General features: G+C 59.2%; 11 protein-coding genes. 4 read left to right on the forward strand and 7 right to left on the reverse strand.

The window, feature by feature from the left end; all coding sequences use genetic code 11:
* The first annotated feature begins 133 nt into the window (after positions 1–133).
* Positions 134–1,261 carry an aminotransferase class V-fold PLP-dependent enzyme gene (locus ACMX25_RS13650; RefSeq protein ID WP_414950467.1) on the forward strand — a complete coding sequence of 376 codons (1,128 nt, stop codon included), beginning with the start codon at positions 134–136 and terminating at the stop codon, positions 1,259–1,261.
* A 376-nt stretch (positions 1,262–1,637) separates the two neighbouring features.
* Here the strand turns inward: ACMX25_RS13650 and ACMX25_RS13655 are convergent, their stop codons facing one another.
* Positions 1,638–2,156 carry a MarR family winged helix-turn-helix transcriptional regulator gene (locus ACMX25_RS13655; RefSeq protein WP_414950468.1) on the reverse strand — a complete coding sequence of 173 codons (519 nt, stop codon included), beginning with the start codon at positions 2,154–2,156 and terminating at the stop codon, positions 1,638–1,640.
* Between the two features lie 134 nt (positions 2,157–2,290).
* Here ACMX25_RS13655 and ACMX25_RS13660 point away from each other — a divergent pair, with 134 nt between their 5' ends.
* A complete protein-coding gene (locus ACMX25_RS13660; protein WP_414950469.1) occupies positions 2,291–3,085 on the forward strand; it encodes an SDR family NAD(P)-dependent oxidoreductase in 795 nt (264 codons plus the stop codon).
* 102 nt (positions 3,086–3,187) lie between these two features.
* On the opposite strand, the gene ACMX25_RS13665 is transcribed toward ACMX25_RS13660, so the two are convergent.
* Positions 3,188–4,852: an alpha-amylase family protein gene (locus ACMX25_RS13665; RefSeq protein WP_414950470.1), complete on the reverse strand. Its 1,665-nt coding sequence runs from the start codon at positions 4,850–4,852 to the stop codon at positions 3,188–3,190.
* A gap of 48 nt (positions 4,853–4,900) precedes the next feature.
* Here ACMX25_RS13665 and ACMX25_RS13670 point away from each other — a divergent pair, with 48 nt between their 5' ends.
* Entirely contained in the window at positions 4,901–6,490 is a 1,590-nt protein-coding gene (locus ACMX25_RS13670) for an alpha-amylase family glycosyl hydrolase (protein ID WP_414950471.1), read from the forward strand.
* Positions 6,491–7,124: 634 nt separating this feature from the next.
* Here ACMX25_RS13670 and ACMX25_RS13675 read toward each other — a convergent pair.
* Together ACMX25_RS13675 and ACMX25_RS13680 are read right to left on the reverse strand one after the other, a co-directional pair.
* Positions 7,125–7,412: a DUF1330 domain-containing protein gene (locus ACMX25_RS13675; RefSeq protein ID WP_414950472.1), complete on the reverse strand. Its 288-nt coding sequence runs from the start codon at positions 7,410–7,412 to the stop codon at positions 7,125–7,127.
* A gap of 154 nt (positions 7,413–7,566) precedes the next feature.
* Positions 7,567–8,334 carry an SDR family NAD(P)-dependent oxidoreductase gene (locus ACMX25_RS13680; protein ID WP_414950473.1) on the reverse strand — a complete coding sequence of 256 codons (768 nt, stop codon included), beginning with the start codon at positions 8,332–8,334 and terminating at the stop codon, positions 7,567–7,569.
* Between the two features lie 286 nt (positions 8,335–8,620).
* On the opposite strand from ACMX25_RS13680, the gene ACMX25_RS13685 reads away from it, so the two are divergent.
* On the forward strand, positions 8,621–9,283 hold the full coding sequence (locus ACMX25_RS13685) for a peroxiredoxin-like family protein (protein WP_414950474.1): 663 nt from the start codon (positions 8,621–8,623) through the stop codon (positions 9,281–9,283).
* 5 nt (positions 9,284–9,288) lie between these two features.
* Here ACMX25_RS13685 and ACMX25_RS13690 read toward each other — a convergent pair whose 3' ends face one another.
* From ACMX25_RS13690 to ACMX25_RS13700, 3 genes are all read right to left on the reverse strand, one after another.
* Complete coding sequence (locus ACMX25_RS13690; protein WP_414950475.1) at positions 9,289–10,203, reverse strand: LysR family transcriptional regulator; 915 nt, start codon at positions 10,201–10,203, stop codon at positions 9,289–9,291.
* 117 nt (positions 10,204–10,320) lie between these two features.
* Positions 10,321–11,358, reverse strand: a complete 1,038-nt coding sequence (locus ACMX25_RS13695; protein ID WP_414950476.1) for a lactonase family protein — start codon at positions 11,356–11,358, stop codon at positions 10,321–10,323.
* A gap of 4 nt (positions 11,359–11,362) precedes the next feature.
* On the reverse strand, positions 11,363–12,238 hold an 876-nt coding region (locus ACMX25_RS13700; protein ID WP_414949048.1), incomplete at its 5' end, for an IS4 family transposase.

Below are 12,238 nucleotides of genomic sequence, written 5' to 3' on the forward strand. Positions count from 1 at the left end.
ACAATGTCCCGATCGAGCGGCATTCGTGATCTGATACAACTGCAAAAATGCCAAATCCTTTTTAACTCAGCCACGGGTGGCTTCGTTAGAATCTGCTTTCGATGCTTATATTCGCCTATAACCGGAGACAAACATGCCAGGATTACTTCCCGATGTCGACCGCGAGGGACTTCTCGAATATTCAGTCGTTTATACCGACCGATCAATCAATCACATGTCGCAGCTCTTTCAAGGAGTCATGCGCGATATTTCCGGTTCCCTGAAAAAGGTCTACAACGCGACGTCGGCCGTTGTGGTCCCCGGCAGCGGAACATTCGGCATGGAAGCCGTTGCGCGGCAGTTCGCGACGAACAAGAAGTGTCTGATCATCCGCAACGGCTGGTTCAGTTTTCGATGGTCGCAGATTTTCGACATGGGCGGCATTCCGTCTGAATCGATCGTGCTGAAGGCGCGTCCGGTCGCACAAGGGAGACAGGCTGCCTATGCACCGCCGCCAGTCGAAGATGTGGTCGCGGCGATCAAGGAAAACAAGCCGGATCTGGTCTTTGCGCCGCACGTTGAAACCGCATCCGGGATCATGCTGCCGGACGCTTATTTGCGCGCGGTGGGCGACGCTGTGCATGCCGTCGGCGGCATGTTGGTACTGGATTGCATTGCCTCCGGCACGGTCTGGGTCGACATGAAGGAGTGCGGCGTTGACGTCCTGCTCAGCGCGCCGCAAAAGGGATGGAGCGCGTCGCCGTGCTGCGGGCTGGTCATGCTTAGTCCGCTCGCTCGCGAAAGAATCGACGGCACGACTAGCACTAGTTTCGCTTGCGATCTTCGCAAATGGCTGCAGATCATGGAAGCGTACGAGAACGGCGGGTTCGCGTATCACGCCACGATGCCCACCGACGGTCTCGCTATCCTGCGTGACATCATGAAAGAAACCGAGACATACGGCTTCGATAAAGTCAGAGCGGAGCAGCTCGAACTCGGCAAGCGCGTTCGCTCACTTCTTGCTGACAAGGGTTTTAAGAGCGTGGCGGCTGAGGGATTCGAGGCCCCGGGCGTTGTGGTCAGCTACACGGACGATGACGGAATCCGATCCGGCAAGAAGTTCGCCGATGCCGGCTTGCAGATCGCGCCCGGCGTTCCGCTGCAATGCGACGAGCCCGAAGATTTCAAGACCTTCCGCATCGGATTATTCGGCTTGGACAAACTGCAAGACGTTGGAGGTGCGGTGGCGAGGCTCGCGAAGGCGGTGGATCGGATTGTTTAGGGCGGTTTGGAGGATGGGCGTGGCGCTCGTCCTCGCGATGCTTTGGCGGGGGGGGGTGGAACGGGGTGGGCAGCTATGTGTAATGTCGGGCTTAAAGGACGGTGGCGAGGTCGTCCCAGTTCGCGAATGGCAGCTTCGGAGGCATTGGTTGAACGGGCGCGATTGTTAAAAAGACTCACTCAATTTCATACCGGCGGACATTCGTAGCAGCGCGACCACCAGGTATCGCAAACGTCCGATCCACACGCCGGGCAGACGCGCCTTTTCTGGCCGCTCATTGACGGAACGGTACCGGTTACATCGACGCCCAACTACCCTCCGCCGCTACCATAAACCGCCTCTAAAACCATCAAGCAACCGCAACCGCCCAGCACCCTCACCCCATCTGACTATCGCTATACGCCGCCAAAAATTCATCTGACGCAACCAGATCAGCCAACTTACGCAGCGTGGCCGCGGAATCGGCGCCTAACACTGCCTCGACCCGCTCATTCACTGCCGACCAGTGCCCCGCCGCCTCACCAAGCCGCGCGTCACCAACGGCCGTCAATGCCGCGCGCTTGGTACGCCCGTCCTGCTCATCGGGCTGCAGCATCACCAGACCATCGCGTACCAAAGGCCGGAGCGCGTGCGTCAAAGCGGATATCTGAATGGCGAGTTTGCCCGCCAGATCCTGAAGCGTGGGCGCCTGAGCATCATTAGCGCTTCCCCACCGATGGATCTCAGCCAGCAAGCCAAGCTGTGTCGCCTTCAATCCAGTAGGAGCAAGCGCATCGTCGTACAGGTTGCCCAATCGCCGCGCGGCCCGCCGCAGCGCGGTGTTTGTACATACGAGGTCTTCATAGCTAACGGGGACTTCGCTGCGGACGGAAGCCGGTCCGGTTCGTTTCTTCATATCGTTTGACGTCATTTCCATGACGCAAGTAAGGATGAGCAGAAAATCATTGACACGCACCTAGTATAAACCCATATACTTGAGCCCTCAATTAATTTAGTTGAGCACTCAATTTAATGACTTGGAGAAATGCAATGGCCGCTAGCAACAAAACCGCTGTGGTAACTGGCGCATCGTCTGGCATTGGCGCGGTATACGCCGATCGTCTGGCTGCACGCGGCTATGATCTCATCCTGGTCGCACGACGTGCAGACCGCTTGTTGGCACTATCAGAAAAGCTGTCGGCATCTCACGGCGTCAAGGTCCAGACACTGGTCGCCGACCTTGCTGACGAAGCCGATCTTGCCAAGGTCGAAAACGTGCTGGCTAACGACGCTAGCGTGCGCTTGCTGGTCAACAACGCCGGCCTTGCGCACTTTAGCCCCCTTGCGCAAGCGTCGGTCAGCAACTCGATGGCGCAAGTCGCGCTCAACATCACAGCGCTAACGCAGCTGACGCACGCCGTTCTGCCCAGTTTTCTCACCCGCAATGAAGGCGACATCATCAACGTTGCCTCGGCGTTGTCGGTGCACTCTTTGCCATTCAGCGCTGTCTATAGCGGCACCAAAGCCTATGTGGTGGCGTTCAGCCGAGGGCTTCAGGCCGAACTGGCGGAGACGGGCGTCAGGCTGCAGATCGTACTGCCATCCGCGACGGCAACGGAGATCTGGGATCTGGCCGGTGTACCTCTGTCCACGCTTAATCAGGATAACGTAATGAGTGCTGAGAACATGGTCGACGCCGCGCTGGTCGGCTTCGACCGGAGTGAAAAACTCACGTGGCCGTCGGTAGCCGATGAAAGCCTGTGGGAGAAGTATGACGCGGCCCGCGCTGCTCTATTTGCTGCTACTCAGACCGGTAAGCCAGCACCTCGCTACCAGGCAGCGTGATGCGACCGTCTGGTTAAGCCGGTAATCTTTAAGAGACGGGGAATACGCTGTTGTCTTGTTCTTTTCCCGGACATCGGCGGCCAAAAAATGACCTTGCACGCATTAGACTTCGCTGCGCTTGAGCAAATAGTCGAGCCCACCCACGCGATACCACCGATATCCGTAAGGCTCGAGAACAACGCTATGGCGGCCATCATCTCCGACTTGGCTGTGGTCGTCGGATAGAAGGTTGACGAGCATGTCCTCGTCGGGATTCGTACAGCCCGACCTGAATTTCACGGTGCACGCCTCGGCGCTGAAGTTGTGCAGGCACAAGACCGAATTGTTGCGCCAGTCGTAGCGCAACGCGAGGACCTCGTTGCGGGAAGCACGCAGAACCGCGAAGTCGCCCCAACTGATTTCGGGGACTTCGCGGCGCATGCGGATCAGGCGCTCCGTCCAGTTCAGGAACGAGTTGGGATCGCGCCGCTGATCGGCCACGTTGACCCGTTCGTAACCGTAAGGACCACCCGAGATGACTCTTGCAACGGGCCGCGCGTGCTTGGTAAAGCCTCCGTGGGGCTCGCTGGACCATTGCATCGGCGTGCGGGCGCATTCACGTTCCGGCAAGCGCAGATCGTCGCCCATGCCAATCTCATCGCCGTATCGGAAGACGGGGGTGCCCGGCAGCGTCAGCATCAAACTGTAAGCAAGCTCAAGACGACGGCGGTCGCCGGACAGCATGGGCGCAATCCTTCTGCGGATGCCCCTGTCGTATAGCTGCATATCCGGATCCGGCCCAAAGGCCGCGAATACCGTGGCGCGTTGCTCAGGCGTCAGGCGGCCTAGATCGAGTTCATCGTGGTTGCGCAAGAACACGCCCCATTGCGCCGTTGCGGGGCGCGGCCTGGTCGCCAGCAACGCCTTCTTCAGCGGCGCCGTATCCGCGCTCGCCAGCGTGTAGAACGTATTCTGGTTGACCTGGAAATTGAACATCATCTGAAGACGCTCGCCGTCATCGCCGAAATACTCCAGGTCGGTATCAGGCAACACATTCGCCTCCGCCAGGATGATCGCGTCGCCCTTGCGCCACTGCAGGAATTCGCGGAAAGTGCGCAGCATGTTGTACTGCTCGACTGGCTTCGTCACCTTGACCCCCTTCGTCGATATCACGAAGGGCACTGCGTCCATCCGGAAACCCGACACGCCAAGTTGAATCCAGAAACCCATCACCTTCAATATTTCCGCCTGGACATGCGGGTTGGCCGTATTCAAGTCCGGTTGAAAATCGTAGAAACGATGGAAGTACCAAAGCGCCGCTCGCTTGTCGTAAGTCCACGTCGATTTCTGAACACCCGGAAACACGATTCCATCCTTGGCGTTGCGTGGTTTCTTCTCGGACCATACATACCAGTCGCGATATTTCGAGTCAGGATCGCTACGTGCTTCGCGGAACCATGCGTGCTGATCGGACGTGTGGTTGACCACGAGATCGATCATGACTCGCAAGCCGCGTTGATGGCACGCATGCGCGAACTCGGCGAAATCGCCCAGCGTGCCGTAGCGGGGATCGACGTTGTAATAGTCGGAGATGTCGTAGCCGGCATCGAGGCCGGGCGACGGCTGGAACGGCATCAGCCAGATAGTGGTAACGCCGAGGCCTTGCAGATAATCAAGGCGACGGATAAGGCCCTGGAAGTCACCCACGCCGTCGCCGTTTGCGTCCATGAACGTGCCTACCGAGAGGCAATAGACGATTGCATTCTTGTACCAAAGATCGTTTAGCATTTAAGCCTGCTCGTTGGGTCCAACCTGTGCGGTCATTCGAGGAACGAAATGTCAAAATTGGCGTGGTGGCAGCGAGGGGTGATCTATCAGGTCTATCCGCGATCCTTCCAGGATGAAAACGGCGACGGCATCGGCGATCTTGCGGGTATCACGGCGCGCCTGGAATACCTCGCCACGCTTGGCGTAGACGCCGTATGGATCTCGCCTGTCTATCCATCGCCCATGGTCGACTTCGGTTACGACGTCGCCGACTATTGCGCGATCGCGCCTGTGTTCGGGACGCTCGGCGACTTTGACCGGCTCGTCGCACATGCGCACGAATTGGGCCTGAAGGTCTTGCTCGACTTCGTTCCCAATCATTCCTCCGACAAACATCCGTGGTTCACCGAGAGTCGATCATCACGCGATAACGCGAAGCGCGATTGGTACCTATGGCGCGATCCCGCGCCCGATGGCGGGCCTCCCAACAACTGGCTGAGCCGCATGGGCGGCTCAGCGTGGGAATGGGACGCCCTAACGGGCCAATATTACTATCACGCGTTCCTGCGCGAACAGCCCGATCTCAACTGGCGCAATGCCGACGTACGCAAAGAAATGGACGACGTGTTGCGGTTCTGGCTGGATCGGGGCGTCGATGGTTTTCGCGTCGATGTACTTTGGCTGCTCATCAAGGATGCCCTCTTCCGCGACAATCCGCCGAACCCCGAGTTCAAGGCGGGCGAGCCCGATCATCATCGGCAACTGCAAACCTATACGGAAGATCAGCCTGAAGTTCATGACATCGTCCGGTCGATGCGCGCGACGCTCGACGAATACGGTGAACGTGTGTTGGTTGGCGAGATTTATTTGCCCGTGCCTCAGCTTGTCAGCTACTACGGACCGAACGGCGACGGCGCGAACATGCCGTTCAACTTTCAGCTGATCGGCGCGCCCTGGAACGCGGCGGAGATTGCGCGGATCGTGTCCGACTACGACCATGCGCTGCCTTTGCATGCATGGCCAAACTGGGTGCTCGGCAATCACGACAACCCGCGTGTCGCGACACGCATCGGCGCGCGCCAGGCGCGAGTCGCGGCAATGTTGCTGCTTACGCTACGCGGCACGCCTACGCTCTATTACGGCGATGAAATCGGCATGACTAACGGGGTGATCCCGCCCGATCGCGTGCAGGATCCTGCCGAGTTGCGACAGCCTGGCATTGGTCAGGGTCGTGACCCTGAACGGACACCCATGCAATGGGATGGATCACCGAAAGCCGGGTTTTCGAGTGGTGTGCCGTGGTTGCCAGTTAGCGGTGGTGATAGCGTCAACGTCATTGATCAGGATCGCGCAACATCGTCGATGCTAACGTTTTATAAGCGCTTGCTAGCGTTGCGCAGAAGCGAGCCGGCCTTGGTGGAAGGAGCGATTGAAAGAGTCATGGCGGGCGCTAACGTATTGACCTATGAACGACACGTGGGCAGTGAACGGCTTTTCGTCGCGTTGAATATGGCCGGAACGGATGCATCGATTGAAATACCTCAAGGGACCGTGGTGCTGTCGACCATGGAAGGTCATGAGGGTAAACAGATCGCTGGAACCACCTTGCTCCTTGCCGGGGACGAAGGAGTAGTCATTCGTGTTTCGCAGGAAAGTTGAGCCCGCTTGGTTTGCGAGCGCGCGAAGATGTCGCTACCGCTATACACTGGCACCCTTGATCAATGTCGCCAATGCCATGCCTTCAGAACACCCTGCTGACGAGCCACACGCCAATACGTCACCCTTTAAACGCGAACCGGTACCCGACTTGCCTCGGAAACTGCCGACTGGGTCTAGCGGCATCGAACCTGCAGTCGCCACCGGATTTTGCGGGCTGATGCTTGATGGCGGCGCCTGGGCTTTCACACGTGACAAAAGCGGAGACTTCTTCCCCGCGCTCACTCCCATTTGCATGGTCGCAGGCGCGATTCTTACCACCATTAGCCTTGTGTTGTTCGGGCTCGTCTGGCTCAAGCATCGGCGCGCTTCGAACGCAAAATGACCTTGTTTGGCCGGTTCCAAAAGCTGTGACGCCGGAGTCGGAGCCACTGCGCTACTGAGAGCGCTTCGGCATCCTGATTATCTGCGGCGAATGGTAGCCTTACCGCTCATTCCGACCTAGATATCCCTGTAACGGGACGAACGCTTGGCAAAAAAGAATTTCGTCTAACCGCCGACCGACATGAAAGCCGGTGGGCGGATGACGAGCGTGAGCGAATCAAGATGCTCCGTGCATGTTTGCGCGTCGTAGGTTCTACACTCCCTCGACAAGAACAGCCCGATAGGTCGCGCCCTTGAAGCGATGCTGCACGACCGTTTGATATGCCGGGCTGTCATACCAGGCACGGGCAGAGGCGGTATCCGGGAATTCGATAATAACGACGCCCTCAGGCGCCGACCCTTCGAGCACCTGTTGCGGTCCGTAAGCGGCAAGAACCTTCAGCGGATGACCGGCAAAGGACGCGCCCACGTTGGCCTGGTAAGTGTCGAGTTCGGACTGGTCCTGTGTGCTTTCTCGCGTAAAAACGATATACGTGGCCATGCTTGTTGCTCCTGAAAAAATAGGTGAAGGGTCTAACACGCTGACTACACCGCTCAGTCTACTGAATTCCAGCGATTACGCCCGGTGCGCCGTGCAAATGCTTTCGCACCCGCACGCGCTTCAGATCAGGCTAAAGAAACCGCTCTTCCCTTCCTCAGGCAATCCACCCGCCATCGACCGTCAGACTTTCGCCGGTGGTGTAGCCTGCTTCCGGGCTCGCCAGATACGCTACTGCCGCCGCGATTTCTTCAGGCTTACCGAAGCGGCCGACGCTAGCGAGTTTGGTCATCGTGGCATGCGCTTCCGTTCCGGGCTGAGGAGCCAGTTCGGTGTCGATCGGGCCGGGCTGAACTGCATTGACCGTCACACCGAATTGCCCGAGTTCGCGCGAAAGACCGCGTGTGAAACCGCGAATGGCGAATTTCGACGCGATATAAAGCGTTACGCCCGGCAGCGGCGCAGCTTCACCGAAAGCGGAGCCCACATTAATGATGCGCCCCCAGCCCGTCTTGATCATGCGTTTCGCCGCGTCCTTCGCCAGTTCGATCGGCGCCCGCACATTCAGATTGAAGTGCGTGTCATAGGACGTATCCGACGACTCGAGGAACGGTCCGTATTCGACGGTGCCTGCATTGTTGACGAGGATGTCCAGCCGGCCTTCGAACTTCCCGCCGAAGACTCCATTCAACGAATCAGTCAGCGCCTTGACACCCTCGGGCTTTGCCAGATTGGCGCCGACTGCTTCGGCCTCCCCGCCCGCATCGCGGATCGCCTTGACGATGTTCGCTGCACGCTCCGGACTCGATGCGTAGTGGACGATCACCGATGCGCCGTCCCGTGCGAGACGGGTTGCGATAGCCGCGCCAATGCCGCGAGAAGCGCCGGTCACGAGTGCAAGTTTGCCTTTAAGAGCTTGGGTCATGATTACCTCGATAGTGTTTTGAAAGGTTCGCTCACATGCTTAGGCGAAGGCGCTAGCCGATTGCTGCATGTGCGCCAATGCAGTCGTGCACTGGTTGATGCGTATCGTCTGCTCGTGGCGGGACACGCGGTAGTCATGTGCGAGGAATAGCTGTTATCCGGGGAAGACGTCTTCTGCTGCTGACCTGAGCGCTTCAATGTGTGGCTATCGTGAGCGGGGCGCGTAACGCGCCGACCCGTTCGCCTTGCCGGTACGCAAGAGCCTCAATCACTCAAGGAGATTCGCGATGGCACTGCAAGACAGACTCGACGCTTTCAAGGCCAACTTCAAGGCTAAGGCCGGCAAGCCGCCGGAAATCCAGCTCATCATGGCGCGCGCGACTGCCGAACTGGCTGCGAGCGGTCAGGCTGGCCACGCCATCAAGGCCGGTGACCGAGCGCCGCAATTCACGCTGAAGGATCAGAACGCTAACGACGTCTCGTCGGCCGATCTGCTCACGCAGGGACCGCTTGTGGTGACCTTCTATCGTGGAGGTTGGTGTCCGTACGGCAACCTTGAACTTCAGGCGATCAACGAAGTGCTGCCGCGGATTCGCACCCATAACGCGAACGTGGTCGCTATCTCGCCGCAGACGCTGGTTAATCACCGCAAGTCGGTGCGCGAAAACAGGTTGAGCTTCCCGGTGCTGAGCGATGTCCGCGGCGAGATCAGCGCGGCATTCGGCCTGCGCTTCAGGCTGCCGGAGTACCTCGTCGATTTATACGAACTCCTGGGAAATAATCTCCCGTCGTTCAACGACGATGCCAGTTGGACCCTGCCTATGCCCGCGCGCTACATCATTGGGCAAGACGGTATCGTGCTGTACTCCGAAGTTAATCCGGACTATACGCGCCGCCCTGATCCGAGCGACATGTTCCCGGTCCTCGAAAAGGCCGCTACGAAGGCGTAAGAAAATTACCGGTCGAATTCAGTACCAGCACCCCCTTCACCCAGCAGATGCTCGACGAAAGCGACGAAAGCCCGCGCCTTGGTTGTCGCCATGCGGCCGGACGGAAAGACTGCCCAGACATCGATGGGCGGCAGCGTCCATTCGGTGAGAACGGCTTGCACGGTGCCATCGGCGAGTTCGGGGGAGAACATCCATTCCGACGCGACCGCCAGACCCACATGCCCCAGCACCGCAGTGCGCATGCCTTCTGCAGCGCTCACGCTTACCCGGCCTGAAACGACCACGGCGACCTGGGAGCCATCATCGCGGCTGAACGACCACGACTCGCCGCCGCCTCGCAGCGAATAAACGATCGCCTGGTGCCGGCTCAGTTCAGCAGGCGTCGTCGGAATGCCGGCTTCCGCAAAATAGCGCGGCGTTCCCACCACCAGTCGACGTCCACGCAGGATGCGCCGTGCAGTCATGGTCGAGTCATCGAGCGTCCCCATGCGAAGCGCGACATCGACGCCCTGTTCGAGCAAATCGATAGAGCGATCGTCGAGGATGATGTCGATACTGAGTTTTGGATGCTGGTCAAGAAAGGTCTTGAGCGCGGGCAAAACATGCAGCCGTGCGAACGTGACGGCCGCACCAATGCGCAAGCGCCCCGAAAGCCCGTCCGACGATTCGCGTACTGACTGCTCGGCCTGATCGGCTTCATCGATTGCACGACGGGCGTGCTCGTAGAATCGCTGGCCTGCATCCGTTGGCGTCAGGCCCCTCGTTGACCTGAGCAGGAGTCGCGCGCCCAAATGCTCTTCGAGTTGCGCTATCGACTTCGAGACCGCCGGCTGGCCCAGCTTCAGCCGGCGAGCCGCGGCAGAAAATGAACCTGCGTCGACTACGGTGACGTACGTTTCCATCGCGGTCATGCGGTCCATGTACGGCTCTCCTGCAAACTGTTCTGAATCAAGTAGCACAGTCTACCGAGCATCGGTGCATGGCGCCTTTGACGCCGGAGTCCCGATGCGCCGCGCGTCCGGACCGCGTGTTGTGCGCTACTGTCCTGCGCTGGCCGGAGACGCGAAGGTAATATCCGATGGGCTCCCGACCGCCACGTAGGTGCCGGTGAATCGAAGCTTGCCGCTGGCGGCATCGACGGCAAAGATCGCGATGTGATCGCTGCGTTGATTCAGTGAATACAAGAACCGGCCCGACGGATCAAACTTGATCACCCGCGGATAATCGCCGCCGGTCGGAATCTCACCCACGCGCGTCAGATGGCCGTCCGTGCCCACGCGAAACTGGACGATCGTGTCATGAAGACGGTTCGCCACGTAGATAAAGCGGCCGTCGTGTGAAAGCAGAATTTCCGATGCGAAGCTCGTGCCCTGGTAGGCGGCTGGCAGCGTGGAGACGGATTGCAATTGTGTCAGCACGCCGCGCGCGCTGTCGTAGGCGTAGCAGACCAGGGTCGATGCTTCCTCGGTGACTTCGTACAGGTACCTGCCGCTTGGATGGAACACGACATGTCGCGGCCCCGCGCCTGCCGAAGCGGCGACGAACGGTGGGTCGTTCGGCGACAGCTTTCCAGTAGCTTCATCGAACTTCCAGACATAGGTCCGATCGACACCGAGGTCAGTCGAAATCACAAAGCGCCCATCCGGCGACGACACAATATTGTGCGCGTGCGAACCGTCATGGTCGCTCACTGCAAAGCTCCCAGGGACGCCTTCTGCCGCGTGTTGCGCGCCTGCGGGGGCCTGTGGCTGTTGCACGGAAGAGGCGTCGCCCAACGTGCCGTCGCTCGCCACCGGAAATACCGCGATGCTTCCGCTGTTGTAGTTTGCGACCAGCAGGAAGCGGCCGCTCGGATGCAGACTCAGATACACCGGTCCGGCGCCTTGCGAATTGACCGTGTTGATCAGATGCAATGACCCGGTAGCCTGGTCGATTGCGTAGGCACTGACCGAACCGTTCGCGGTGCCGCTGTAGTTTTTCACCTCGCTTACGGCAAACAGGAAACGCTGGTGCGGGTCTACGACGAGGCAGCTCGGGTTCTCGATACCGCGTACCGGCTCTAGCGGGAATGGCACTTACTTAAGCCCGAGGAGCGTGCCCATATTTTCGGGCGCGCTCGCGAGCGATGTGACGAGGCTCTTTCAGCCATGGATAAGACTTCGGTCTACGTTTACGCATTCGTGGTTCGATGCGACCGGGGCGATTCCCAACACGGGACTGTGCGATCAGGCTGAACAGGAGACTCTGGTCGTGCGTTGCCGTCAGCCCTCTGGCCAGCCATTCAGTCCATAGCTGCACGGTGTGCTTGAAGCTCAGTGCTCTCGGGTCCGTGGCGTAGTGGCTGGCGGCTTGGGCCATCAGCAGCCGGATTACGTTGTAGGCCAGCAGATGGACCCAGATCTCCTTCTCGTTCATGTGGGCCGTTTGGCAATGCAGCACATCCATGCCCATCGTTGTCTTGATGTTACGTAGATCCAGTTCCACGTTCCAGCGCCTGGCATACAACTGCGAGAGGTCCTGTTTGCGGGTCTTGCGTGCATCAAGCATCGTGGTGACCAGCACCTGGTGATGCAGCCTGGACTCGCGCATTGTCAGTTCATCGGGGAAGGCCTGGTACTGCTCACGCGTCATCCAGGCGGGACACTGCTGGGGTTTGGGCCACGTCACAAGGTGATCGCGCGTGCCCAGCGACTTGCCGCGCCGAAAGTCGGTGTGGCGCGCCCCATGCTGTTCCATCACGACATCCACCCCGGCGGCGATCATTGAGGCCATCAGAAAGTAGTGGCAGTACAAGGCGTCAGCAACGATCACGTCACCGCGACGAAACGAGCTTTGCAGCATGCGAAACGCCGCCAGCTCCCCGCTGCCTTTGCCCGCATAAGTTCCGAGCGCCGCCTCCAGCACTGCGCCGCTTGCCAGACAGATCACCGCAACCAGATAGGCTAACGGAAATCC

The organism is Caballeronia eucalypticola, from assembly GCF_047608185.1.
In the GTDB taxonomy this organism is placed as follows: Bacteria; Pseudomonadota; Gammaproteobacteria; order Burkholderiales; family Burkholderiaceae; genus Caballeronia.

Bases quoted from the DNA above. Each gene is read 5' to 3' on its own strand.
- ACMX25_RS13650 (WP_414950467.1), top strand. From the start codon at position 134: ATGCCAGGATTACTTCCCGATGTCGACCGCGAGGGACTTCTCGAATAT.
- ACMX25_RS13655 (WP_414950468.1), bottom strand. From the start codon at position 2,156: ATGAAGAAACGAACCGGACCGGCTTCCGTCCGCAGCGAAGTCCCCGTT.
- ACMX25_RS13660 (WP_414950469.1), top strand. From the start codon at position 2,291: ATGGCCGCTAGCAACAAAACCGCTGTGGTAACTGGCGCATCGTCTGGC.
- ACMX25_RS13665 (WP_414950470.1), bottom strand. From the start codon at position 4,852: ATGCTAAACGATCTTTGGTACAAGAATGCAATCGTCTATTGCCTCTCG.
- ACMX25_RS13670 (WP_414950471.1), top strand. From the start codon at position 4,901: ATGTCAAAATTGGCGTGGTGGCAGCGAGGGGTGATCTATCAGGTCTAT.
- ACMX25_RS13675 (WP_414950472.1), bottom strand. From the start codon at position 7,412: ATGGCCACGTATATCGTTTTTACGCGAGAAAGCACACAGGACCAGTCC.
- ACMX25_RS13680 (WP_414950473.1), bottom strand. From the start codon at position 8,334: ATGACCCAAGCTCTTAAAGGCAAACTTGCACTCGTGACCGGCGCTTCT.
- ACMX25_RS13685 (WP_414950474.1), top strand. From the start codon at position 8,621: ATGGCACTGCAAGACAGACTCGACGCTTTCAAGGCCAACTTCAAGGCT.
- ACMX25_RS13690 (WP_414950475.1), bottom strand. From the start codon at position 10,203: ATGGACCGCATGACCGCGATGGAAACGTACGTCACCGTAGTCGACGCA.